The organism is Streptomyces sp. 1331.2 (assembly GCF_900199205.1).
Taxonomy (GTDB): domain Bacteria; phylum Actinomycetota; class Actinomycetes; order Streptomycetales; family Streptomycetaceae; genus Kitasatospora.
In genome coordinates this window covers 331,951-356,429 of the sequence record NZ_OBMJ01000002.1, presented here as the reverse complement: position 1 = coordinate 356,429, position 24,479 = coordinate 331,951, and the positions used below count along the sequence as shown (strand labels likewise).

General features: G+C 72.0%; 21 protein-coding genes and 1 pseudogene. 15 read left to right on the top strand and 7 right to left on the bottom strand.

Translation table 11 applies throughout. The annotated features are described in order from the left end of the window. Positions 1-366 precede the first annotated feature (366 nt). A complete protein-coding gene (locus CRP52_RS34645) occupies positions 367-1,899 on the top strand; it encodes an amino acid permease (RefSeq protein WP_097240803.1) in 1,533 nt (510 codons plus the stop codon). Here the strand turns inward: CRP52_RS34645 and CRP52_RS34640 are convergent. From CRP52_RS34640 to CRP52_RS34630, 3 genes are all read right to left on the bottom strand, one after another. Further along, positions 1,850-2,524 (bottom strand): TetR/AcrR family transcriptional regulator, encoded by a 675-nt coding sequence (locus tag CRP52_RS34640; protein WP_097240802.1) that lies wholly within the window; start codon positions 2,522-2,524, stop codon positions 1,850-1,852. The two genes, CRP52_RS34645 and CRP52_RS34640, sit on opposite strands and share 50 nt — an antisense overlap. 143 nt (positions 2,525-2,667) lie before the next feature. Then, positions 2,668-3,819: an MFS transporter gene (locus CRP52_RS34635; RefSeq protein ID WP_097240801.1), complete on the bottom strand. Its 1,152-nt coding sequence runs from the start codon at positions 3,817-3,819 to the stop codon at positions 2,668-2,670. Next, positions 3,816-4,745, bottom strand: coding sequence for a pirin family protein (locus CRP52_RS34630; protein WP_097240800.1), 930 nt, complete (start codon positions 4,743-4,745; stop codon positions 3,816-3,818). Before CRP52_RS34630 ends, CRP52_RS34635 begins: the two co-directional genes overlap by 4 nt. A 196-nt stretch (positions 4,746-4,941) precedes the next feature. Here CRP52_RS34630 and CRP52_RS34625 point away from each other — a divergent pair, with 196 nt between their 5' ends. The 3 genes from CRP52_RS34625 (at position 4,942) to CRP52_RS34615 (ending at position 6,393) form a co-directional block, all read left to right on the top strand. Then, on the top strand, positions 4,942-5,511 hold the full coding sequence (locus CRP52_RS34625; RefSeq protein WP_097240799.1) for an NADPH-dependent FMN reductase: 570 nt from the start codon (positions 4,942-4,944) through the stop codon (positions 5,509-5,511). A gap of 169 nt (positions 5,512-5,680) precedes the next feature. Further along, positions 5,681-6,172 (top strand): DUF2975 domain-containing protein, encoded by a 492-nt coding sequence (locus CRP52_RS34620; RefSeq protein ID WP_097240798.1) that lies wholly within the window; start codon positions 5,681-5,683, stop codon positions 6,170-6,172. Next, entirely contained in the window at positions 6,172-6,393 is a 222-nt protein-coding gene (locus CRP52_RS34615; RefSeq protein ID WP_097240797.1) for a helix-turn-helix domain-containing protein, read from the top strand. The genes CRP52_RS34620 and CRP52_RS34615 overlap by 1 nt, the downstream gene beginning before the upstream one ends. Before the next feature lie 95 nt (positions 6,394-6,488). On the opposite strand, the gene CRP52_RS34610 is transcribed toward CRP52_RS34615, so the two are convergent. The 3 genes from CRP52_RS34610 to CRP52_RS34600 all read right to left on the bottom strand — a co-directional run bounded on the left by CRP52_RS34610 (position 6,489) and on the right by CRP52_RS34600 (position 8,763). After that, positions 6,489-7,091 carry a hypothetical protein gene (locus CRP52_RS34610; RefSeq protein WP_097240796.1) on the bottom strand — a complete coding sequence of 201 codons (603 nt, stop codon included), beginning with the start codon at positions 7,089-7,091 and terminating at the stop codon, positions 6,489-6,491. Positions 7,092-7,311: 220 nt separating this feature from the next. Then, on the bottom strand, positions 7,312-7,965 hold the full coding sequence (locus CRP52_RS34605; RefSeq protein WP_097240795.1) for a hypothetical protein: 654 nt from the start codon (positions 7,963-7,965) through the stop codon (positions 7,312-7,314). A 108-nt stretch (positions 7,966-8,073) separates the two neighbouring features. Then, the gene (locus CRP52_RS34600) at positions 8,074-8,763 is read right to left on the bottom strand and encodes a GntR family transcriptional regulator (protein WP_097240794.1); all 690 of its coding nucleotides are present in this window, start codon (positions 8,761-8,763) and stop codon (positions 8,074-8,076) included. 188 nt (positions 8,764-8,951) lie between these two features. Between CRP52_RS34600 and CRP52_RS34595 the strand changes: the two genes are divergently transcribed. From CRP52_RS34595 to CRP52_RS34575, 5 genes are all read left to right on the top strand, one after another. Next, positions 8,952-9,671 (top strand): DUF969 domain-containing protein, encoded by a 720-nt coding sequence (locus CRP52_RS34595; RefSeq protein WP_097240793.1) that lies wholly within the window; start codon positions 8,952-8,954, stop codon positions 9,669-9,671. After that, positions 9,668-10,636 carry a DUF979 domain-containing protein gene (locus CRP52_RS34590; RefSeq protein WP_097240792.1) on the top strand — a complete coding sequence of 323 codons (969 nt, stop codon included), beginning with the start codon at positions 9,668-9,670 and terminating at the stop codon, positions 10,634-10,636. The genes CRP52_RS34595 and CRP52_RS34590 overlap by 4 nt, the downstream gene beginning before the upstream one ends. Before the next feature lie 68 nt (positions 10,637-10,704). Then, entirely contained in the window at positions 10,705-11,346 is a 642-nt protein-coding gene (gene pcp, locus CRP52_RS34585; protein WP_097240791.1) for a pyroglutamyl-peptidase I, read from the top strand. 403 nt (positions 11,347-11,749) lie between these two features. Next, positions 11,750-12,886 carry a nucleotide disphospho-sugar-binding domain-containing protein gene (locus tag CRP52_RS34580; RefSeq protein WP_097240790.1) on the top strand — a complete coding sequence of 379 codons (1,137 nt, stop codon included), beginning with the start codon at positions 11,750-11,752 and terminating at the stop codon, positions 12,884-12,886. 234 nt (positions 12,887-13,120) lie between these two features. Beyond that, on the top strand, positions 13,121-14,110 hold the full coding sequence (locus CRP52_RS34575; protein ID WP_097240789.1) for an aldo/keto reductase: 990 nt from the start codon (positions 13,121-13,123) through the stop codon (positions 14,108-14,110). Between the two features lie 104 nt (positions 14,111-14,214). On the opposite strand, the gene CRP52_RS34570 is transcribed toward CRP52_RS34575, so the two are convergent. After that, positions 14,215-16,938, bottom strand: a complete 2,724-nt coding sequence (locus tag CRP52_RS34570; protein ID WP_097240788.1) for a beta-L-arabinofuranosidase domain-containing protein — start codon at positions 16,936-16,938, stop codon at positions 14,215-14,217. 544 nt (positions 16,939-17,482) lie between these two features. Here CRP52_RS34570 and CRP52_RS34565 point away from each other — a divergent pair. From CRP52_RS34565 to rbsD, 6 genes and pseudogenes are all read left to right on the top strand, one after another. Beyond that, positions 17,483-18,253: a hypothetical protein gene (locus CRP52_RS34565; protein WP_097240787.1), complete on the top strand. Its 771-nt coding sequence runs from the start codon at positions 17,483-17,485 to the stop codon at positions 18,251-18,253. Positions 18,254-18,467: 214 nt separating this feature from the next. Beyond that, complete coding sequence (locus tag CRP52_RS34560) at positions 18,468-19,502, top strand: LacI family DNA-binding transcriptional regulator (RefSeq protein WP_097240786.1); 1,035 nt, start codon at positions 18,468-18,470, stop codon at positions 19,500-19,502. Continuing rightward, positions 19,499-21,019, top strand: a complete 1,521-nt coding sequence (locus tag CRP52_RS34555; protein WP_097240785.1) for a sugar ABC transporter ATP-binding protein — start codon at positions 19,499-19,501, stop codon at positions 21,017-21,019. Before CRP52_RS34560 ends, CRP52_RS34555 begins: the two co-directional genes overlap by 4 nt. Beyond that, a complete protein-coding gene (locus CRP52_RS34550; RefSeq protein ID WP_097240784.1) occupies positions 21,009-22,955 on the top strand; it encodes an ABC transporter permease/substrate-binding protein in 1,947 nt (648 codons plus the stop codon). Before CRP52_RS34555 ends, CRP52_RS34550 begins: the two co-directional genes overlap by 11 nt. A gap of 97 nt (positions 22,956-23,052) precedes the next feature. Further along, positions 23,053-23,999, top strand: a pseudogene (locus CRP52_RS34545) (ribokinase). Further along, complete coding sequence (rbsD, locus tag CRP52_RS34540; RefSeq protein WP_097240783.1) at positions 23,996-24,385, top strand: D-ribose pyranase; 390 nt, start codon at positions 23,996-23,998, stop codon at positions 24,383-24,385. The pseudogene CRP52_RS34545 and the gene rbsD overlap by 4 nt, the downstream one beginning before the upstream one ends. Positions 24,386-24,479 lie beyond the last annotated feature (94 nt).

Sequence of the window (24,479 nt, the reverse complement as noted above, 5' to 3'; positions counted from 1 at the left end):
CGGGCGGACCGGTGAAGCGGGCCCCGGACATCCGATCCGGTCGGAACAGGCGCACCTACTCGCGTGGTCCGGATCTTGAACAGCTCCCAGGGGGTGCGCCCGCCGGCCCGGATCGTACGCACAGTCGCCTGACGAGCCTTCACCTCTGGTGCAGCGCACGGACTTACGTCGGCAGCGTCGTCGTGCCAAGGGCCCCCGAGTGGCAACGCCGCGGGGCAGGAGACCGGTCCGGAGATGGGCCGCGGGGCGTCCCGCGCTGTGGTCGGCGGGTGTCCACGCCTCGGTCGGGGCGGCCGGAGGACTTGATCACGACGGGCGGTCGGGGCCAGGATCTCCCCCGGTTGGATCACAACGGGGGGAGTCGTGATGTCCGAGGACCGGTCGGTCAGTCGTGGGCTGAGACAGCGCCACATCGCCATGATCGCGCTGGGCGGTGCGATCGGAGCCGGGCTGTTCGTCGGCTCCGGTGTCGGGATCGCCGCGGCGGGGCCCGGGATCGTGGTGTCGTACGTGGTGGCCGGGGCGCTCACCGTGGTGGTCATGCGGATGCTCGGCGAGATGTCCGCCGCCCACCCCGACTCCGGGTCGTTCGCCGCGCACGCCACCCGCGCCTGGGGGCCGTGGGCCGGGCTGCTGGCCGGCTGGATGTACTGGGCGCTGCTGGTGGTGAGCGTGGCCGCGGAGGCGATCGGGGCGTCCAGGATCGTGGCGGGATGGCTGCCGCAGGTACCGGCCTGGGTGTGGGTGGCAGCGTTCATGGCGCTGTTCACCGGGACGAACCTGGCGGGTGTGCGGCGCTTCGGCGAGCTGGAGTTCTGGTTCGCCGGGGTGAAGGCGGCCTCGATCTGCGCGTTCATCCTGCTCGGCGCCGCCGCCGTGCTCACCGGCCGGACTCCGGCCGCGGAGAACCTGACCGCGCACGGCGGCCTGCTGCCGCACGGCTGGCACGGGGTCGCGGTGGGCACCATCGCGGCGGTGTTCGCGTACGGCGGGCTGGAGACGGTGACCATCGCCGCCGCCGAGTGCGAGGACCCGGTGGCGGCGGTGCGCCGGGCGGTGCGCACGGTGCTGTGGCGGGTGGCGCTGTTCTACATCGGCTCGATGGCGGTGATCGTCGCCGTGGTGCCGTGGGACGATCCGGCGGTCGCCGGCGGCCCGTACGCGGCCGCGATCGGACGGATCGGGGTGCCGGGCGCGGCGCAGCTGATGGACGCCGTCGTGCTGGTGGCCCTGCTGTCGGCGATGAACGCCAACATCTACGGCTCCTCGCGGATGCTGCACGCCCTCGCGGCCCGCGGCGACGCGCCGCGCCTGCTGACCCGGCGCGGCCGGTCGGCGGGCCGCGGCGACGGCGCGGCCGGTACCGGGCGCGCCGTGCTCGCCTCGGCCGCGTTCGGCTTCGTGTCGGTGGTGCTCAGCCTGCGGTGGCCGCGCAGCGTCTTCCCGTTCCTGCTGAACTCCATCGGGACGGCGATCCTGGTGGTCTGGATCCTGATCGCCGCCTCGCACCTGCGGCTGCACGGCCGGCGGCAGCGTCCGGACGGGCCGGGGCAGCAGGAGCGGGACCAGGAGCGCGGGTCGCGGCAGGCGGCCCCGGTGCGGGGCTTGCCGTACCTGGGCTACGCGGCACTGGCGGCGATGGCCGGGGTGCTGGTGTTCATGCTGGTGGACCCGGGAAGCCGCAGCCAGGTGCTCTGCACCGGTGCGTGGACGGCGGTGCTGCTGCTGGTGGCCGGGGTGCGGCGGCGCCGTCGCCGGCCGGACGACGCTCCGGCCGCGGCACCCACGGACCCTGCGGAACCCGCGGCACCCGCGGCGGACCCGGACGCCGGGCCCGCCGTGGCTGCGCTCACTGCTGCCGCGCGTACCGTGCCAGGAACAGGTCGACCCCGGAGCTGATCATCCGGTGCATCTCGGCCTCGTCCAGTTCGGCTTCCGGACGGAACGTGCGCACCAGCTGCGGCACGCCCACCGTGCAGGCCACCAGCTGCTGCACGGCCAGCACCGGGTCCTCGACGGTGAGCTGGCCGCGGCGGTCCAGCTCGGTGAAGGCCTCGATCAGCGGGCCGTTGTTCATGTCGTAGCTGACCCGGTACCAGAGCTGGCCCAGCTGCGGGAAGCGGTCGATCTCGCCGATCACCAGGCGGCGCAGCGACATGATGTCGGGGCGCAGCAGGATGCGGGTCCAGTCGAGGGTGAGCGTGATCAGTGCGGAGCGCAGGTCGTCGGCCTCGGCGATGGTGGAGTTCCACGGCTTGAGGTCCTCGTAGGTGGTGGGCAGTATGCCGCCGATCACCGCGAGGAAGAGGCGTTCCTTGTTCCCGAAGTGCTTGTAGATGGTCGCCTTGGAGACGCCGGAGCGTGCGGTGATGGCGTCCATCGAGGCGGCGGAGTAGCCCTCCTTGAGGAACTCGACCAGGGCCGCGTCGATGATCGCCTGCCGGCGCCGCTGGGCGGCGTCGACCGGGCTCGGGATGATCGGGATGCCGAACTCGTCGACCGGCTGGGGGCTGTCGGCGGCCATCGGGGTTCTCCTCGGGGTGCTCAGGGGGGAGATGGTACGGGCCAGTATAGGAAACTGAACGGTTCGGTCGGCACGGCTGGCGGGGTGGACCAGGGACGGAGGACCTGGCGTCGCGGGCCCGGCAAGGCTCCGTCCGACACTCCTTACGGGCCCAGCCCGGCGATCCGCCCGCCGAACGCCGCCAGCTGCGGGCCGAGTGCCGCGCCGAGCAGGAACACCAGGTTGAACAGCCCGATCGCCTCCGGCTGGCGCTGCGGGGCCACGGCCTGGGCGGCGGCGCCGGTCAGGACGCCCTGGCCGGCGGCGTTGACGCAAGCGCTGGCCCCGGCACCCAGCAGCACCAGCGGTGCCCAGGGGGCGAAGGCGGCGAGCGCGAGTGCGGTGCACGAGACGCCGAGCAGCAGGCCGGCGGTCCGCTGCAGGCCCAGCCGGGACGCGGCGCGCACCAGCAGCCAGGAGAGCAGCGCGCCGGACAGGGTGGCGAGCGAGGCGACGGCGCCGGTCTGGACGGCGCTCCAGCCGGTCAGCGCGGCGGCTCGCCGCGGTGCGCCGTAGACCAGGCTGAAGTTGACGGTCGCCAGGACGAGCATCACCGCCGCGACGGTGCGAAAGCGCGGCACCGCCAGGGAGTCCAGGCCGAGGAAGGAGCGGCGCGCCGCCGGGCGATCGCCCGTGCCCTGCGCCGTCTGCGCTGCGGCGCACCCGCGCAGTGCGGCCGGCAGCGCCGCCAGGGCCGGCACCGGCAGCATCAGGCAGGCCCGCCAGCCCAGCCCGGCCGCCACCGCCGCGCCGATGAACAGTCCGGCGGTGCCGCCCGCCGCGCTGCCGATCGCGACGAGGCCCGAGGCGCGTGCGTCCGGTTGACGTGCCGCCAGCTGGAAGGCGGCCACGTTGAAACCGGCCGCACCGACCGCCAGCACGGCGCGCCCGGCCACCAGCGGGCCCAGGGCCGTCCCGGCGGCGAGCGTGACCAGCACGCCGATCAGCAGCGCGCCCGCGGAGGCGAGCAGCAGAGCCCGGGGGCCGCGCCGCCCGGCCGTACCGGTGAGCAGCGGGGTGCCGAGCATCATGCCGAGCCCGTAGCCGCTCATCAGCCAGGCGGCCGGGCCGGGGCCGGTGTGCAGGTCCCGTGCGATGGCGGGCAGGACGAGGCTCGGAGCGGAGAGTCCGGCTGCTCCCGGGGCGGCGAGCGCCGCGAGCAGCAGGCCGGCGCGCAGCGTCCCTCCTGCCCCACGGCTGGCGGGCGCCGAGCGCGCGCCCGCGCCCGCCGCCGTGTTCCGCGTTCCCGTGCTCATTCCGGGATCGTTCCGAACTTGCCGTTCGCGAAGTCGAGTTGGGCCTGGCGGAGCTCGGCCGCGGTGTTCATCACGAACGGGCCGCCGCGGGCCACCGGCTCACCGATCGGCTCGCCGGCCAGGACCAGCACCTCGGCCTCGCCGTGCGGCGCGGCGACGGCGATCCGCTCGCCGTCGTGCGCCAGCACCGCGAGCTGGCCGTCCGCCAGCTGCGCGTCGGGCAGTTCGACGGCGCCGGAGAGCACGTAGACGGCGGCGTTGTGGCCGGTCGGCACCGTGAACTCGGCCTGTCCTCCGGCGGGCAGCACGGCGTGCGCGAGCAGGACCGGCAGGTGCGTCTCGAACGGCCCGGCCACGCCGTGGCTGCGGCCCGCGATCACCTTGACCCGGCTGCCGTCCTCGGTGTGCACCACCGGGATGGTCTCGGGTCCCTGGTTCTGGCTGCGGGCCGGGAGGTCCTTCAGCCGGGCGGGCAGGTTCACCCAGATCTGGAGCATGTGCTGGCGGCCGCCGCGGGTGAGGAGTTCGGCGGTCGGCTCGTTGGAGTGGACGATGCCCGCACCGGCGGTGAGCCACTCCACCTCGCCCGCGACGCTGGTGCCGCGCCGCCCGGTCGAGTCGGCCCAGTCCATCGAGCCTTCGATGAGGTAGGAGACCGCCTCGAAACCGCGGTGCGGATGGGCAGGAGCGCCCTTGGCCTCGCCGGGGGCGAGCAGCAGCGGACCGGTCTGGTCGACCATCAGGAACGGATCGAGCATCGGGAGCTCGGCCACCGGGAACGGGCGGCGGACGGGGAAGCCCGCGCCCTCGAAGGTGTGCACGGGATCGATGACGGTAGCCGTCGAACGGACCGGGGCGGACGCGTGGACGGGAGCGGACGGGCTTACGGGGGCGGCCTGGGCCGCGGCGAGCTGAGTCGTCGTCATGCCGAAAACTGAACTACACCTCCCAGTTCAGAGTCAAGACTGAACTGTCTGGTTGACGCATTGAACTGAACGGTTTAGATTTCTCGGCGTCGGAACGACCGCCGGCCGGAACCGACCTGACGTCGGAACGGCCGCCGCCCCACCCCCGCCCCGCACCGGGCAGACCCGCCCGCACCACACCGCAAGGAGCACCGTCATGAGCGCGTCCAAGGTCTTCGCCATCTCCGGCTCGCTGCGCGCCGACTCGCACAACACCGCCCTGCTGCGCGCCGCCCGGACGCACAACCCCACCGGCATGGACATCGAGATCTACGACGGCCTGCGCGACATCCCGCCGTACGACTACGACCTCGACCACCCCGGCGTGCGCCCGGCCGTCGTCGAGGAGCTGCGCCGCAAGGTGCTCGCCGCGGACGGCCTGCTCATCGCCACCCCCGAGTTCAACTACTCGATCCCCGGCGTGCTCAAGAACGCCCTGGACTGGCTGAGCACCGACTGGACCAAGAACGAGGGCCTGCCGCTGCACCGCAAGCCCACCGCGATCATGGGCGCCGCGCCCACCAACTTCGGCTCCGTCCGCGCCCAGCTGGCGCTGCGCCAGGTCTTCGTCTGGACCGACAGCGACGTGGTGGTCAAGCCCGAGCTGGTCGCCTTCCGCTCGCACGAGCGCTTCGACGGCGAGGGCGAGCTCGCCGACGAGGTCACCATCGGCATCCTGAAGGACCTGCTCACCGCCCTCCAGGGCAAGATCGACGCCCGCGCCTGACCCGCCCCACAGCACACCCGCCCCAACCCGGAACCCACCGCCCCCACGCGGTACCGAGCCCCGCCGAGCACCCGCCCGGCGGGGCTCCGCCGCATCCGCCGACTCCTCCCCTTGCCTAACCTATCGATATTCGATAGATTCCCATCGCAACTCGATGGGAGGACAGGTCTTGGGAAAGCTGACAGTGCGCGCGCTGCGCGCCGTGCTCGTGGTGGTGCTCACCGGCAGCGTGCTCGTCCAGGTCTTGATGGTGTGGGCGCTGGTCAGCGGGAAGGACCAGGAGGGCGGTTCGCTCCCGTTGACCGCACTGCGCGTGATCACGATCCTGGGCATCGGCACGGCCCAGGTCGCCATGGGCTGCGTCTGGCGGCTGGTGACGATGGTGCGACACGGAACCGTCTTCTCCCACACCGCCTTCCGCTACGTGGACGGCATCATCGGGGCCATCGTCGCGGCCGCGCTCGCGTGGTTCGCGATCACCGCCGTGAACGCACCCGGCCAGCGCGACGACCCGGGCGTCACCGGCATCATGGCCGGGATCGGCGTGGCCGTCCTCGGCGTCGCCCTCATCGTCCTCGTGCTGCGCAAGCTGCTCGCCCAGGCCGTCGCCCGCGACGTCGAAGCGGCCCGGATGCAGGCCGAGTTGGACGAGGTGATCTGATGCCGATCGCCGTCGACATCGACGTGATGCTGGCCAGACGGAAGATGTCCGTCGGCGAACTCGCGGACCGCGTGGGGATCACGCCCGCCAACCTGGCCGTCCTCAAGAACGGCCGCGCCAAGGCGGTGCGCTTCGCCACCCTCGCCGCGCTCTGCGAGGTGCTCGAATGCCAGCCGGGCGACCTGCTCCGCTGGGAGGCCGACGGCACCGGGAGCGGATGAATCACGGCATACGTGGTCGGATCCGCCCCCGGTCGCCGTCCGGTCCGCCGGGGTGGCGCACGTCGTGCGGTGCCCCGGCGGACCGGCCGGTGGGATCAGGCGCGGGAGAGGAAGTAGCCGCCGTGGCCGGTGCAGCCGGCCGCCCAGTAGGCGCCCGCGAGGAAGCCCGGCGGGATCGGCGAGTTGGGGCAGACGAGCAGGCCGGGCTTCGCGATCTGGTGGTACCAGGCGCCGACGTTGTGGCAGCCGGGGACCTGGTAGCCGGTCACCACGTACCCCGGAACGATCGGGGAACCGCCGCAGGTCCAGATCCCGTCCTTGACGAGGCTGTGCTGCCAGGAGCCCATCCCGTTGCAGCCGAAGCTCAGGTAGTCGGTGAGGACGTAGCCCGAGTAGATCGGGGAGCCGCCGCAGCTGTAGAGCCCGTCCGCGTCCGGCTGCTGGAACCACGAGCCCCAGCCGCTGCAGCCGTCCTTGTTGAAGGCGGTGAGGACGTATCCGTTCGGGATGGCGGCGCCGGAGCAGGCCCACTGGCCGCCGCTGCTGACACCGGCCGGCTGGGCGGCCGCGTTCGACGTGCCGGCGGCGGTGCCCGCGAGGACGAACGACGCGATGAGCGCGAGCGCGCCCATGGTGGCGCCGAGGCCGCGGCGGACGACCGCGCCGGTGAGGCGCTTCCACAGGTGGCGAGGATGCATGATCGGTTCACTCCAGTCCTGGCGGCGGGCATGCGTGATGCCCGCTGGTCGGGGGGATGGACGAGCGGTGGATCGGGCCTCACCCTAGTGAGGAGATCATGCGTATGTCTGATGTTCGGACTGTGAAGAGCTCAACTTGGCCGGAACACGTTCGAGCGGAACGAAGAGCGGTGGGGCACCTGCGGTGCCCCGCCTGGCCGTTCGGGATGCCGCCCGTGGGTCAGTGGTCGAAGGTGAGCAGGGTCGCCACCGTTTTGCCGTCGGCGTCCAGGCACGCGGTCGTGTTGCACCCGTCCGGGCTGACCAGGATGCCCAGGACGGTGCCGGTGCCGGCTTCGTCCGGGATCATCAGCCAGTCGTTCGCGAAGTCGCCCTCGATCGGGTCCACCGGCCAGTCGGACGGGTCCACCGAGGCGTCCCGGAGGCTCTCGCGGAAGTTCTCCAGCAGCCAGCCGCTGCCTTCGGCGGCGCGCGCGTGCAGCGTGGCCCAGGTGCGTTCGAGCATCCGGGCGGCCGGTTCGATCCGGGTGGTGCTGGGGTCGGCGTGCAGCACGACGAGTCCGGAGGGGGTCGCCAAGCCGTCGCCGCAGTCGTCCATCCGGACCGGGACGTTCTCGGTGGGGTGCACCAGAGCGGCCACCGGGACCGCGGGTGCGTCCTCGCGGGAGACCAGGTAGACGGGCGTGCCGCCGGGCCGCATCGGGACGTTCATGCCCTCCCACCCCAGCGGGTCGTGGATCGTGCAGTGGTCGGCAGCCCCCTGGATCGGACCGACCCGCTCGATCCGCCAGCCGTCGACGGTCCGCTTCTCCTCGGACGGGTCGGCCACGGCCGTGAACAGGGCGGGCAGGTAGTCGTAATCGTCGTAGAACATCCGGTCTCCCCCGAGCTCGTAGGTGATCCGGAGCGTAGACCGTGGCTCTGACACACCGCCCCGCGGCCGGCGCTGCTCGGGCCGGTGATCGTCACGGGCCGGTGACCGTCACGGGCCGGCTTCCGTCATGGCCTGGACGATCACCGTGCGGGCGTCGTCCAGATAGCGCGTCAGCTCGACTTCGGCGTCGTCGATCTCGCCGGATTCCAGCAGGCCGGCGATCGTCTGGTTGCGGCGCAGGAACGGCTCGTGGAATCCGTGGGCCGAGGGGACCGCCGCGAAGGCCAGGCGCAGTTCCGCGACCAGCCTGGCCATGCACTCGTCGATCCGGTCGCTGCCGGCCAGTCCGGCGACGGCCTGGTGGAAGTGCAGGTCGGCGGTGCCCACGGCGACCCAGTCGTCCAGTGCCTCGGCGGACTCCGCGCGCGCGAGCGCGGCCCGCAGCGCGGACAGGTGTTCCGGTTTCGCGCTGCGCAGGGCCCGTACGCCGGCCATCTCCAGGGCGAGACGCAGCGTGTAGATGTCGGCGACGTCCCGGGGGGTGAGGATCCGGACGAAGACGCCGCGGTTCAGCTCGTGGACGACGAGGCGCTGGTCGGCCAGGAGGCGGAAGGCCTCGCGGAGCGTGTTGCGTGAGACGGCGAGTGCTCCGCCCAGGGCTTCCTCCGACAGGCGGGTGCCCGGGGTGAGCCGGCCTTCGGTGATGTGCTCGCGCAGGATGTCGGCCACTCGTTGGGCGATGCCGGTGCGTTCGAGCCGGTTCCGGTCGGCGGCGAGTGTGTCGAAGGTCCCGGTCATGGTCCGGCTCCTCCCCTGGTGTCGTGTCGGCGTCGGAAGGGGATACCGCCCGAAGTCTTGTCGGATTGTTCCACAATCCCCTAGCCTCGCGGCAACCCCCGTACGGTCGCGGCCCGTTGGGCCGTGGCCTTCATCCGCCGGGTGCGGACCGTGTCCGGCGGAGACCCCTCCGAAAGGCGGCCAGGAACATGATCGTTCTTGTCGGCATCCTCGTCGTGGTGGCGGGATTCGCCACCCGGCGCAATCCGCTCCTCGTCGTCGGTGCGGCAGGCGTCCTCACCGGCCTGCTGGGCGGGCTGAGCCCGGTCAAGGTCCTGGAGGCGTTCGGGACGGGCTTCGCCTCCAGCCGCTCGGTGACCCTCTTCGTCGTCACCCTGCCGGTCATCGGCCTCCTGGAGCGCCACGGACTCCAGGAGCAGGCCCGCACCCTGATGAACCGGCTGGCGAAGGTCAGCGCCGGCCGCCTCCTCGCGGTCTACCTGGTGGTCCGCCAACTCGCCGCCGCACTCGGCCTGACCGCGCTCGGCGGCCCGGCCCAGGCGGTGCGGCCGATGATCGCGCCGATGGCGGAGGCCGCCGCCGAACGCAGGCACGGCCCGCTGACGGACCGGGCGCGCGAGCGCCTGCGCTCCTTCGCCTCCAGCGCGGACACCGTGGGCCTCTTCTTCGGCGAGGACTGCTTCCTCGCCGTCGGCTCGATCCTCCTGATCACCGGCTTCGTCAACGCGACTTATCACACCGGCCTGGAACCGGTGCAGCTCGCGCTCTGGGCGATTCCCACCGCGATCTGCGCGACCCTCGTCCACGGCGGGCGCCTGCTGCGCCTGGACCGCACCCTCACGCGTGACCTGACCGCCGCCGGTACCACTGCCCCCGCCCCCGCCCGTGTCCGGGAGGGGTCCAAGTGATCAAGGTCGAATGGCTCTACTGGCTCGTCGGGGCCGTCTTCGTCGCGATGGCCGCGCAGATGGCGGTCGACCGCACCAACCCCAAGCGCCTTGGCAGCGCCGCGTTCTGGGGCCTGCTCGGCGTGAGCTTCGGCTACGGCACGTGGGTCGCGGAGAAGAAGGCACCCGCCGCGCCGCTGGGCGTCGCCGTCCTGGCCGTGATCTGCCTGGCCGGCTTCGGGCTCACCGGACGCGGCACCCCGGCGACCACCACCCCCGAGCAGCGCGGCGCCTCCGCCGCCCGACTCGGCAGCCGGCTCTTCGTCCCCGCGCTCACCCTGCCCCTCGTCGCGCTGCTGTGCGCCACCCTCCTCAAGGGCGTGCACCTCGGCCGCGGCACGCTCCTCCAGCCCGGCAGCGAGACGCTCCTCGGACTCGGCATCGGAGCGCTCGTCGCCCTGGCCGTCGCCCTCCTCCTCACCCGCGAGCGCAACCCCGCCGTCGCCCTGCACTCCGGCCGCGGGCTGCTGGAGGCCATGGGCTGGTCCCTGCTGCTGCCCCAGCTCCTCGCCGTCCTCGGCTCGATCTTCCAGACCGCCGGCGTCGGCACCCAGGTCGGCAAGCTCACCACCCATCTCCTGCCGGACGGCAGCAAGTACACCGCGGTGGCGCTCTACTGCGTCGGCATGGCCGTGTTCACCGTCGTCATGGGCAACGCCTTCGCCGCGTTCCCCGTCATGACCGCCGCCATCGGCTGGCCGGTCCTGGTCGCCCAACTGCACGGCGATCCCGCCGTCGTCCTGGCCGTCGGGATGCTGGCCGGCTTCTGCGGCACCCTGACGACCCCGATGGCCGCGAACTTCAACCTGGTCCCGGCCGCACTGCTCGAACTCAAGGACCAGTACGGCCCGATCAAGGCCCAACTGCCCACGGCAGGCGTCCTGTTGGTGTGCAACATCGCCATCATGTCGCTCTTCGCGTTCTGAGCCGGCCGGCCCTGCGTCCGGATCCCCCGACCGAACCGCGCGATCGACAGGAAAGGCCCTGACCGCCCATGACCCGGGTCCTGCTCACCGGCTTCGAGCCGTTCGACGGCGCCGCCCTCAACCCCGCCTGGGAGGTCGCCCGTCTCGTCGCCGACAACCCGCCCGCGGGACTGCACGTCACCCCCGCCCGGCTCAGCTGCGTCTTCGGACAGGCGGCCGACGAACTGCGCACCGCCGTCCGGGAAGCCGAGCCGGAGGTGGTGGTCTGCCTCGGCCAGGCCACCGGCAGGCCCGACATCACCGTCGAGCGGATAGCCGTCAACGTCGACGACGCGCGCATCCCCGACAACGCGGGCCGCCGACCCGTCGACCGGCCCGTCGTCCCCGGCGGACCCGCCGCCTACTTCGCCACCCTGCCCGTCAAGGCCTGCGTGGCCGCCGTCCGGGAGGCCGGCCTGCCCGCCTCCCTGTCCCACACCGCCGGGACCTTCGTCTGCAACCACGTCTTCTACACCCTCATGCACTTCCTCGCCGCCGAACGCCCCGGCACCCGCGGAGGCTTCGTCCACGTCCCCGCCCTGCCCGAGCAGGTCCTCGACTCCGCCACCCCGTCCCTCCCCGCCGCTACCACCGCCCGCGCCGTGCGCGCGCTGCTGGCCGCCTCGACCCGCCCCACCGACATCCACACCCACGAGGGCACCGTCCACTGAACCCGTCCACTGAACCCGTCCGCCGGCCTCTCGGAGCGGGCGCGCGGACACGGCGGGCGCGAAGACGCGGCCGTTCAGGACGCGGCCGTTCAGGACACAGACGCGACGGCATGGCAAGGGGAGCGGCCCGATGTCAAGCCCAAGGAAAGCCGGCCGCACCTGAGGTGAACATCTGTCAGAAGATACGAGTGCCTGGTCGGAACGGGCCGTGCCAGGATCGTCCGCACAGTGACCGCCGGGGGGCGGTCACCGGCTCACCAGGGGCGACGTGGCCACAGCCGACATCAAGGCGGACCCGGATGTCCCGGGTGGACGGGCCCTGCCGGCCGGCCGCGGACGGTCCCACTCCCAGCACCGCGAGCACGTCCGACCACGAGCACCCGTCTGCATCAGGAGAACCACCGTGCGAGTCCTGTTCACCGCCCCCGGGGCGGTCGGCCACATCTTCCCCGTGATCCCCACCGCACTGGCCCTGCGGGCGGCCGGCCACGACGTCCTGTTCGCCGGCCAGCCGCCGGTCGCGATCCTGCGCAACACCGGACTGCCCGTCGTCGAGATCGGCGACGGCACCACCCTCAGGGAGGCCTTCGCCCGCGCCCTCCCGAAGGACGTCCGGTTCGCCGACGCGGAGCGGACGGAGGACGAGACGAACGAACTGAGCGCCCTCGGCTTCGCCGAGTTCGGCCGCTCGACCATCGACGACCTGCTGAAGGTCGCGGAGGACTGGCGGCCTGACGTCATCGTGCACGAGTCCTTCCAGGGCGCCGCACCGCTGGTGGCCGCCAGGTTCGGCATCCCCGCGGTGCGGCACAACTTCGGGGTCACCTCGGGCGGGGCGGCGGCCCGCCTGCGCCGACTGCTCGCCGACGACTACCGCGCGCGGGGGGTCGAGGCGAGCGCTGCGTCCACCGTCCTGGACGTCGTGCCGGCCTCGCTCGGCGGCGACGGCGGGGGCTGGCGCGTGCGGTACGTGCCGTACAACGGCGGCGGGACGATCCCCGCCGACCTGATCGGGCGCGGCACCAGGCCGCGGATCGCGGTGACGCTGGGCACGGTGTTCACCGACTGGGAGGGCATCGCGCCCCTCTCCCGCCTGATCGAGCAGGCGGGGGCGCTCGACGCCGAGATCCTGCTCGCCGCCGGCGACGCGGACCTCACGCCGCTCGGCACGCTGCCCGGCAACGTCCGGCCGCTGCCGTGGGTGCCGCTGAGCCAGCTGCTCCAGGCCAGCGACGGCGTCGTCCACCACGGCGGCTCGGGCAGCATGATGACCGCCGCCGCGCTGGGCGTCCCCCAGCTGGTCCTCCCCCAGGGTGCCGACAACTTCGCCAACGCCGCCGCCGGGCAGGCCAACGGCTTCGCGCTGTCCTCCAGCCTGGACGCCGTCGACACCGCCCTGCTCGACCGGCTGCTCACCGACGACGGCCTGCGGAAGTCGGCCGCGGCCATGAAGGCGGAGATCGACGCCCTCCCCTCCCCCGCCGACCTGGTGGCGGACTTCGAAGCCCTGGGCTCCGCCGGGGCGGCACGGATCGGGTGACGGCCTGATCGCAGGAGGGGAGAGCGAGGCGCCCCGGCGGTCGGGCGGGCGGTCCCAGACCTCAACCGGCGGGCCGGGGAGCCTCGTTGGTCCCCCGGCCGTGCCGTTCCGCCTCCGGACGGCCCCGACACCGTAAGGTCCTCCCCGAGGGGACGAGGCCGGCCGGTCGCCCGGACCGGGGCGTCGGAAGGCGTCGGCCCATGGGAAGAACGAGACGAAGGGCCGGCACGCCACATGCAACAGCGCAGTCTGCGGGACCTCCAGGTGTCCGCCATCGGCCTCGGCTGCATGGGGATGTCCGCCTTCTACGGCACGGCCGACCAGGACGAGGGCGTCGCGACCATCCGCCGCGCCCTGGACCTCGGCATCACGTTCCTCGACACCGCGCAGGTCTACGGACCGCTCACCAACGAGTCCTTGGTCGGCGAAGCCGTCCGCGGGCACCGGGACGAGTACGTGATCGCCACGAAGTTCAACTACCGGATGGACAACGCCGTTCCGGGCGACATGTCCACCGTGGGCCGCCAGGACGGCTCCGCCGAGCACGTGCGCAGCTCCGTCCACGGTTCGCTCGCGCGGCTCGGCACCGACCGCATCGACCTGTACTACCAGCACCGGGTCGACCCGACCGTGCCCATCGAGGAGACCGTCGGCGCGCTCGGCGAACTGGTCGCCGAGGGAAAGGTGCGGTACATCGGGCTGAGCGAGGCGAGCGGCGAGACCATCCGCCGCGCCCACGCCGTCCACCCGGTCACCGCCGTCCAGAGCGAGTACTCGCTCTGGACGCGGGACGTGGAAGCCGAGGTGCTCCCCACCTGCCGGGAGCTCGGAATCGGCTTCGTGCCGTACTCCCCGCTGGGCCGCGGCTTCCTCGCGGGCCGCTTCAGCTCCCCGGACGAGCTCGACAAGGACGACTTCCGCCGCACCAACCCCCGCTTCACCGAGGCCAACCTGGCCGCCAACCTGCGGCTCGCGGAGAAGGTGAAGGAGATCGCCGCGGAGAAGAGCGTCACTCCGGCCCAGTTGGCGATCGCCTGGGTCCTCGCCCGCGGCGAGGACCTCGTGCCGATCCCCGGTACCAAGCGCCGCACCTACCTGGAGCAGAACGCGGGCGCGGTCGACGTCGAGTTGACCGAGGACGACCTGGCCCGGATCGACGCCGAGCTGCCCGAGGTGGCGGGCGAGCGCTACGACGAGGACGGGATGCGGGCGGTGAACCGCTGAACGACCACCGCTGAACGACCACCGCTGATCGCAGCCGGATCCGGGCAGCGTTGCTGCGGGATCCGGCTGCGATCACCCCGCGGCGACCGCGATCCGGCGCCGGATCAGATGAACCGCCACAGGTGGTCGCTGGTGCCGTTGTCGTCCCAGAGCACGGCCTGCGCTCCCGAGGCGGTGGAGGCACCGGAGATGCCGAGGACGCGGCCGCTGTCGGCGCACTGGATCCGGAAGGTGTCGCCGCCACCGTGGCGCAGGCGCCACCGGTGGTCGGCGGCGCCGTTGTCGGCCCACTGGACGATCCGGGTGCCGTTGGCGGTGCCGCCGTTCTCCGTGGCGAGGACCTTGCCGCTGTTGGCGTTGCGCAGGCGCAGGTAGCCGCCGGTGTCGAGGGCGGCCGTCCAGAGGTGGTCGGCGGTGCCGTTGTCGTCCCACTGGATGGCCAGGCCGCCGTCGGCGGTGGACATGTCCCGGATGCCGAGCAGCCGCCCGCTGGCGACGTTCTGGATCCGCCGGGCGCCGACGGGGGCGAACTGCCACTGGCCGGCGGCGGAACCGCTGTCGGGCAGCTGGACGGCTGCGGCGCCCTGGGCGGTGGAGCCGCCGGCGATGCCGAGCAGCTTGCCGCTGTTGACGTTCTGGAGCTTGTAGTAGCCGTTGCCGGCGTCGACGACGGTCCACCGGTGGTCGGCGGTGCCCGAGTCGGCCCACTGGAGGATCGGGGCGTTGTCGGCGGTGGACATGTCCTTCACGCCGAGGACCTTGCCGCTGTTGGCGTTGCGCAGCCGCAGTGCGGCGCCGTCGACGACGAGGGCCCAGTTGTGGTCGGCGGTGCCGGTGTCGGGCCACTGCAGGGCGAGGCCGCCGTCGGCGGTGGACGTGTTCTGGATGCCGAGGACGAGGCCGCTGGCCGCGTTGACCAGACGGAAGCTCGCGCTGTCGGTCCGCCAGTAGACGGTGTAGTTGAAGCCCTGGGCGTCGTGGAACGGGCCGAGGTCGACCTTCGCTCCGTCGGCGGTGGCCGTGAAGGCGAGGGCGGTGCTGCTGGTCCGGGTGATCGTGGCGGCGTCCAGGGCCGGGAGGGCGGACAGCGCGGTGCTGCCGTAGTTGCCGGCCAGGACGGCGGGGCCGTAGGTGACCGCCGCGACGCCCGGGCTGTCGTTGGCGGCTTGGAGGGCCACCCGCATCGGGAGCTTCACGGTGACGGTGTCGCCGGAGACCCAGGACCGGGTGAGGGTGGCGTACGTGCCCGGGGTGGCCGCGACGCTCTGCGCGACGCCGTTGACGCTGACGACGGCGCCCGAGGTCCACCCGGGGATGCGGACGCGCAGGGACCACGTCCCGCCGACGCTGCCGGTGACCTTGAGCGTCGTGGTGTCCTCGGCCGGGAACGCGGTGGTCTGGGTGACGGTGATGCCCCGCTGGGTCCAGTCCAGGACGGACGGCAGGAACAGGTTCACCGTGAGGGTGGTGCCGTCGTGGAAGTAGACGGAGTCCATCAGCTTGGTGTTGGACTCGACGCCCGTTCCCTGGCAGCACCAGAAGGTGCCGTAGTCGGTGCTCCAGGTGCCGCCGCCCCAGGCCGGGCCCTTGCCCCGGCGGCCACCCGGGTTGAGGGAGCTGAAGTAGGTGATGTGGCCGTGCGGGTCGGCCGGGTTCTGGGCGCCGAGGACGTGGTTGAGCAGCGTCTTCTCGTAGAAGTCGAAGTACGAGGCCTGGTCCGGGTTCAGCTGCCACAGTTCCCGGGTCAGCTTGAGCATGTTGTAGGAGTTGCAGAGTTCGCAGGTGTCGTCGGTGAGGTAGCCGGAGATGGCGTTCGCGGCCCGGAAGTGCTCCGCCTGGCTGTTGCCGCCGATGGCGTAGGTGTGCGAGCCGGTGGTGATCGCCCAGGCGTTGGCGGCGATGTCGCGGTAGCGGGTCGTCCCGGTGGCCTTGTACGCGCGGACGGCTCCGATCCACTTGGGCACCTGCGTGTTGGCGTGCAGGCCGTTGAGCCGGTCCAGGTTCGCGGCGAGCGGGTCGAGGACGGCGGCGTGGTCGAAGCGCTGAGCGGTGGTCAGCCAGCGGGTGTCACCGGTCTGTTGGCACAGATCGGCCAACACCTCGCTCATTCCGCCGAACTCGGTGCCCAGCACCGACTGCATCGTGCTGTAGCCGAGCGCGGCGGTGCGGCGGTCGACCCAGTCGGCGAGCGCGAGGAGCACGTCGCGGGCCTGGGTGTTGTCCAGGAGGCGCCACACGTCGAGCAGACCGGCCATGGTCTTGTGGACGCAGTAGTACGGGACGTTGCCGTTGCTCAGCCTGCCCGCTTCGAGGCTGGCGAAGTCGGCCTCGGGGAAGCCCGACAGGTAGCCGGCGGAGAAGCCCGCGGCAGCGTTGTTGGCCTGGCACTTGGCGAGTTCGGCCACCATCCGGTCGGCCTTGTCGCGGCAGGTGGTGTCGCCGAGCGCGACGGCGGCCTGGGCCCACGCCGAGAGGAAATGGCCCTGCACGTGGGTGCGGAAGGGGAACCCCGGGTCGTCCCAACCACCGTTCGCGGCAGCGGCGTTGGTGGAGAGCCGGTGGTTGGCGCGGAAGTTGTACAGCAGGCGGTCGACGTCGACGAAGCGGAGGTAGGCCAGGGTGCGGTTCTGGTTGTCGAGCCATCGGCTGCTGGTGAGCCGGACCTGGCCCAGCTCGAACGGGACCGTCGACACTCCGACGTCGGACCTGACCGGGGGCGTATCCGCCGCGGCGGTGACCGGACCGAGGACGGGGCCGGCGGCTGCGGCCACGGCCGCGGCGCCGGTCGCCCTGAACATGGCACGGCGGCTGAAGGGGTGAGCCGGCATGGCGAACTCCATCGTGCGTAAGAGGAGAAAACGGGGAGTACAGCGGCCGCAGTCCTTCGCATGAGCGCGCGTCGCCGCCCAGGGGGCTTGGTGCGGCGCCCGCCTGTTGCAAGAGTGTTAACGCTCACAATTAGCGTGTCAATACTCTCGCCGGCAGTGCGGGCCAAGCCGTCCCTCGCCCCGTGCGCTCCTGCAGCCGTTGCCGTTCGGAAGCGGTTCGACAGTCCTTCGAGGGCGGTTCGACAGTCGACAGGTGAAAGAGCTGTGTCCTCCTGCGCACGGCCTTGCTGTGCTGAGGCTCCGTCATTACTACTGTCCACGGGCGCAAGCGCTTCGACCCTTCGCACCTGCGTCCGGCAAGCCCGGTGCTCGAAGGTCAGGGGACCGGGCGCCGTTCCCGCAGTTCTTGAGCGCGCCACCTCCGACGGGGCCGAGCCGCGCCGTCCCGAACCCGGATTCGCCGGCGGGCGACACCTCACGGCCGTCAGGTCCCGCCACCGGACCGGGAGTCCGGAACAACCCATCGCCGTCCTTGGAGGGACACATGAGATGGCACACCCGTGAATCCATCCGCGGCAAGAAGTCGGCCGGCTTCGGTCGTCCGGCCCTGATCGCCACCCTGATCGCAGCGTTCCTGAGCATCGCGTCTCCGGCGCAGGCCCAGGTGTACTCCACCTGCGACCAGTGGGGTCAGTACACCCAGGGCACCTGGACGGTCTACAACGACGTCTGGGGCCAGAACCACGGACCGCAGTGCCTGACCGTCAACAGCATCAAGTCCTGGTACGTCGACGCCGACCACTCCGGCGGCGGGGTCAAGTCCTACCCGAACACCGGGGTCCGGCCCCGGACGCCGCTGTCGCAGCTGAACTCGGCGGGCTTCTGGTACAACACGTCGTCGGCTCCCGTCGCCGGCGGTGACTGGTGGGACTGGACGAGCGACCTCTGGTCGACCGGCAACCAGGACGAGATCATGGTCTTCACCAGCTGGTCCGGCACGTCGGCAGGCGGCTGGGGACGGCAGATCGCGTCCAACGTGACCATCGGCGGCATCCGGTACGCGTCGGTCTGGCAGGCCGATCCCGGCTGGAACGTCCTGCAGCTCATCCCCGCCCAGCAGACCGACACCGGCACCATCGACGCCTCGGCGGTCTGGCGCTGGGCCGCGTCGCAGAACCTCCTGCGCAACACCACCTTCGACACGATGCAGTTCGGCATCGAGATCACCTCGACCGGCGGCGTGCAGAAGCGGTACTCGCTGAACGCCTACAGCGCCTGGTGGAACAACACCTCCGGCGGCGGATCGAGCATCTAGGGCGGTCCGGCGGTTGACGGGCAAGCCCCGGGCCGGCGGCCCGGGGCTTGCCTCTTGCGCGCCCGATTCCCGCCGCAGGTGGCTGCTTGAGCGGCCGGCGTTCATCACGATCAGGTTTCAGCCATCGGCTCAAGGCTTGCCCTACGGGCATGTAATCGATTCCAATCGGGGGAACGCGTTGATGTAATCGATTCCACGAGGAGGTGGGGCGGCTGTGACGAGCATCAAGGACGTCGCCGCCGAGGCAGGCGTGTCCGTCGCCACTGTCTCGCGTGTCCTGAATGAGCACCCGTCGGTGAGCGAGGGCGCGCGGGCGCGGGTGCTGGCCGCCGTCGCATCGCTCGGGTACCGGCCCAACGCCGTGGCGCGGTCGCTGCGTACCGACCAGACCCACACGCTCGGCCTCGTGATCAGCGACGTGCTGAACCCGTACTTCACCGAGCTCGCACGGTCCGTGGAGGAAGCGGCGCGGGCGCTGGGGTACAGCGTGATCATCGGTAACGCCGACGAGCGGCCGGAACTGCAGGACCACCACGTACGGACGCTGCTGGACCGCCGTATCGACGGGCTGCTGGTCTCGCCCACCGACGGCGGGTCGCCGCTCATGCTGGACGCCGCCCGGGCCGGGACACCGATGGTGTTCGTGGACCGGTGGATCCCCGGCGTCGACGTGCCGGTGGTGCGGGCGGACGGGCGGGGTGCCGTACGGGATCTCGTCGTGCACCTGCACCGGCTGGGGCACCGGCGGCTGGCGATCATCGCCGGGCCGGCGGCCACCACGACCGGGCAGGAGCGCGTGGAGGCGTTCCGCGAGGCGCTGGCGGAGTGCGGCCTCGACCTGCCGGACCAGTACATCGGCCAGGGTGACTTCCAGGCAGCCAGCGGCCGGCGGGAGACCGAGCGGTTCCTCGACCTCGCCGAGCCCCCGCAGGTCGTGTTCGCGGCGGACAACCTGATGGCGCTGGGCGCGCTGGACGCCGTACGCGCCCGTGGCCTGCGGGTGCCGGAGGACATCGCGCTCGCCGCGTTCGACGACATCCCCTGGTTCGTGCACACGGACCCGCCGATCACCGCGATCGCCCAGCCCACGGGCGAGCTGGGCCGGGCCGCCGTGCGCGCGCTCGTGGACCGCATCGAGGGGCGGCCGCCGCGCTCGGTGACGCTCCCCGCCCGTCTCGTCGTTCGCCGCTCGTGCGGCGAGAACCCCGTGACGAACGAGAACCCCGCAACGAACAGGAGCCAGTCGTGAGCAACGCGGACGAGTTGCTGCGCATCGAGGGCATACGGAAGACCTTCCCCGGGGTGGTCGCGCTGGACCGCGTCGACTTCGACCTGCGGCGGGGCGAGGTCCATGTGCTGCTCGGTGAGAACGGCGCGGGGAAGAGCACCCTGATCAAGATGCTCTCCGGTGCCCACGCCCCCGACGAGGGCCGCATCCTGGTCGGCGGTGAGGAGGTCCGCATCCATGGTGCGCAGGACTCCGAGCGACTCGGGATCGCCACCATCTACCAGGAGTTCAACCTCGTCCCCGATCTGACGGTCGCCGAGAACATCTTCCTGGGGCGCCAGCCGCGCCGGTTCGGGGTGATCGACCGGAAGAGGATGGAGGCGGACGCCTCGGAGCTGCTGGATCGCGTCGGCGTCAGCGTGTCGCCCCGCGCGCGGGTGCGCGAACTCGGCATCGCACGCCTGCAGATGGTCGAGATCGCCAAGGCGCTGAGCCTGGACGCGCGGGTTCTGATCATGGACGAGCCGACCGCCGTGCTGACCTCCGAGGAGGTCGAGAAGCTGTTCGTGATCGTGCGCAGGCTGCGCGAGGACGGCGTCGGGATCGTCTTCATCACGCACCACCTGGAGGAGATCGCCGCCCTCGGGGACCGGGTCACGGTCATCCGGGACGGCAGGTCGGTCGGGCAGGTGCCCGCCTCCACGCCGGAGGAGGAGCTCGTCCGGCTGATGGTCGGCCGGTCCATCGAGCAGCAGTACCCGCGCGAGCGGGCCGTCCCGGGCACCGCGCTGCTGTCCGTGGAGGGACTGTCCCGGGACGGTGCCTTCCACGACGTCAGCTTCGAGGTGCGGGCCGGCGAGGTCGTCGGCGTCGCGGGGCTGGTCGGGGCGGGGCGCACCGAGGTGGTCCGGGCCGTCTTCGGGGCCGACCCGTACGACCGCGGTACGGTCCGCGTCGCCGGGGCCGACCTGAAGCGGCACGACATCGGCGCCGCCATGACCGCGGGGATCGGGCTGGTGCCCGAGGACCGCAAGGGTCAGGGGCTGGTGCTCGACCAGTCGGTCGAGGAGAACCTCGGACTCGTCACCCTCAAGGCCGCCACCAGGGCCGGAATCGTCGACCTCAGGGGTCAGCACGACGCCGCCGAGCGGATCGCCGGGCAACTCGGCGTACGGATGGCCGGGCTCGGTCAGCAGGTGCGCACGCTGTCCGGCGGCAACCAGCAGAAGGTCGTCATCGGCAAGTGGCTCCTGGCCGACACCAAGGTGCTGATCCTCGACGAGCCCACGCGCGGCATCGACGTCGGCGCCAAGGTCGAGATCTACCAGCTCATCAACGAACTGACGGCGACCGGGGCCGCCGTCCTCATGATCTCCAGCGATCTGCCCGAGGTGCTCGGGATGAGCGACCGGGTGCTGGTGATGGCCCAGGGCCGGATCGCGGGCGAGTTGTCCGCCGACGAGGCCACGCAGGACGCGGTCATGTCGCTGGCCGTGAGCAATCCCACTACCGAACTGGAGGCCCCCCGTGGCCGCTGAAACGCTCAAGGGCGGTACGGGCGCCGGTGGCGCCGCGGCGTTGCGCCGTCTGCTGCTCGACAACGGCGCGCTGACCGCGCTGATCGCCCTCGTCATCGCCATGTCGGCGCTGTCGGGCGACTTCCTCACCACCGACAACCTGCTCAACGTCGGCGTCCAGGCGGCTGTGACCGCCGTCCTCGCCTTCGGCGTCACCTTCGTGATCGTCTCGGCGGGCATCGACCTGTCGGTCGGTTCGGTGGCCGCGCTGTCGGCGACCGTGCTGGCGTGGAGCGCCACGGCGCACGGAGTGCCGGTGGCCGTCGCGGTGCTGCTGGCGCTGGCGACGGGCGTGGCCGCCGGCCTGGTGAACGGCTTCCTGATCTCGTACGGCAAGCTGCCGCCGTTCATCGCGACGCTCGCGACGCTGTCGGTGGGGCGTGGCCTGGCACTGGTGATCTCGGACGGATCGCCGATCGCGTTCCCGGCCTCCGTCTCCCACCTGGGTGACACGCTCGGCGGGTGGCTGCCGGTGCCGGTACTGGTCATGGTGGCCATGGGGCTCGTCACGGCGTTCGTCCTCGGCCGTACGTACATCGGCCGCTCGATGTACGCCATCGGCGGCAACGAGGAGGCGGCCCGGCTCTCGGGTCTGCGGGTGCCCCGGCAGAAGCTCGCGATCTACGCGCTGTCCGGTGTGTTCGCCGCGGTCGCCGGTGTCGTCCTGGCCTCCCGGCTCTCCTCCGCGCAGCCGCAGGCGGCCACCGGGTACGAGCTGGACGCCATCGCCTCCGTCGTCATCGGCGGCGCCTCCCTCGCCGGGGGTACCGGCAAGGCGTCGGGGACGCTGATCGGCGCGCTCATCCTCGCGGTGCTGCGCAACGGGCTGAACCTGCTGAACGTCTCCGCGTTCTGGCAGCAGGTCGTCATCGGTGTCGTCATCGCCCTGGCGGTGCTGCTCGACACGGTGCGGCGCAAGGCCGGGGCCTCTCCCACGGCGATCGGGGCGCCAGGCGGCGGAAGGGGCAGGCAGGCCGCCACGTACGGGATCGCGGCTGTCGTGGCGGTGGCGATCGTGGGTGCGACGTCGTTCCTGCACGGCGATCCGAAGGCCGGCACCCGGAAGATCGGCCTCTCGCTCTCCACGCTCAACAACCCGTTCTTCGTGCAGATCCGGTCGGGTGCGCAGGCCGAGGCGAAGCTGCTGGGGGTGGACCTGACCGTCACCGACGCGCAGAACGACGCCTCGCAGCAGGCCAACCAGCTGCAGAACTTCACCAGTTCGAAGCTCGCGGCGATCGTCGTCAATCCGGTGGACTCCGACGCGGCGAGCAACTCCGTGCAGGCCGCGGGCAAGGCGAGGATCCCGGTCATCGCCGTCGACCGCGGCGTCAACAACGCCGATGTGAACGCACTGGTCGCCTCCGACAACGTCGCCGGCGGCGAGCAGGCGGCGAAGGCCATCGCCGACAAGCTCGGTGGCAGCGGGAAGATCGTGATCCTCCAGGGGCTGGCCGGTACCTCCGCCGCGCGCGAGCGGGCCGAGGGCTTCGCCAAGGGACTGGAGGCGTACCCGGGGATCGAGGTCGTCGCGCAGCAGCCGGCCGACTTCGACCGGACCAAGGGGCTCGACGTCATGTCGAACCTGCTCCAGGCGCACCCGGACGTCCAGGGTGTCATCGCCGCGAACGACGAGATGGCGCTCGGCGCGGTGAAGGCGCTCGGGTCCAAGGCCGGCGAATCCGTGCAGGTCGTCGGTTTCGACGGAACTCCCGACGGGCTGAAGGCGGTCGAGCAGGGGGCGCTGTACGCGTCGGTGGCCCAGCAGCCGTCGCAGCTCGGGAAGATCGCCGTGGACAACGCGGTCAAGGCGATCAAGGGGGAGAAGGTCGAGGAGACCATCAAGGTGCCGGTGAAGGTGGTCACGAAGGAGACCGTGGCCGGGTTCAGCGGCTGAGACGGGGAGAGGGGTGGCCGGGGTGCCCGCGGAAACGGGGCTCCGGCCGCCTCGTTTCGGATTTCCTGCTTTTCGGATTTCCTGATTGGGGAGTTTCATGGGTTTCACGTACGACTACGACGTGCTGGTCGTGGGGTCGGCCAACGTCGATCTCGTGATCGGTGTCGAGCGCAGGCCCGGGGCCGGGGAGACGGTGCTCGGGTCGGACCTCGCCGTCCATCCCGGCGGCAAGGGGGCCAACCAGGCGGTCGCCGCCGCGCGGCTCGGGGCGCGCACGGCGCTGCTCGCGCGGGTCGGGGACGATGCGAACGGGCGGCTGCTGCTGGAGTCGCAGCGCAGCGCGGGGGTCCACACGGAGGGCGTCCTGGTGGGCGGGGCCCCGACCGGCGTCGCACTGATCACCGTCGACCCCTCGGGGACAACAGCATCGTGGTGTCGCCCGGTGCGAACGGGCGGCTCACGCCGGAGGACGTCCGGGCCGCCGGGCCGCTGTTCCGCGCCTCTCGGGTGGTCTCGACGCAGTTGGAGATCCCGTTGGAGTCGGTCGTGGAGGTCGTGCGGCAACTGCCGTCCGGCACGAGGTTCGTGTTGAACCCCTCTCCGCCGCAGGCGCTGCCGGCCGAGGTGCTGGCGGCCTGCGACCCGCTGATCGTCAACGAGCACGAGGCCCGGGTGATCCTGGGCGGCGAGGCCGTCGACGACTCCCGCCCGGCCGGCGACTCCCGCGCCGCCGACGATCCCGCCGCATGGGTGCGGGAGTTGCTTGCGAGCGGGCCCCGATCGGTCGTGGTGACGCTCGGCTCGGAGGGCGCGTTGGTCGCGTCCGCCGGGGAGGAGGTCGTACGGGTCGCGTCGGTGAAGGTCGACGCCGTCGACACGACGGGTGCCGGCGACTCCTTCACGGCTGCCCTGGCCTGGAAGCTGGGCGCGGGGGCCTCGCTCGCGGAGGCCGCCGGGTACGCCGCCCGGGTGGGCGCCGTCGCCGTGACGCGGCGGGGGGCCCAGGAGTCGTTCCCCACCGACGAAGAGGTCGAGTCGCTGTGAAGAAGGGCGGGATTCTGAATCGCCATCTCGCCGGAGCCGTCGCCGCGTTGGGGCACGGCGACCAGGTGCTCGTGTGCGACGCAGGGATGCCGGTTCCGGACGGGCCCCGGGTGGTCGACCTCGCCTTCCGGGCGGGGATCCCGTCGTTCGAGGACGTACTGGCCGGGCTCCTCGACGAGTTGGTGATCGAGGGCGCACTCGCGGCGCAGGAGGTACGGGAGGCGAACCCCGCCACAGACGAGCTGCTGACCGGCTCCTTCGCCGAACTGGCCTACGTGCCGCACGAAACGCTGAAGGAGCTGAGTGCGGGGGCGCGCCTGGTGGTGCGGACCGGGGAAGCCCGGCCGTACGCGAACGTGCTGCTGCGGTGCGGGGTGTTCTTCTGATCGGCCTTCGAACTTTCGAACTTTCGAACTTTCGACGATGGGCTGCTGACCTGCTAATATCCCTCTCGTTGCGAGGGAGATGATTCCTCGCCAG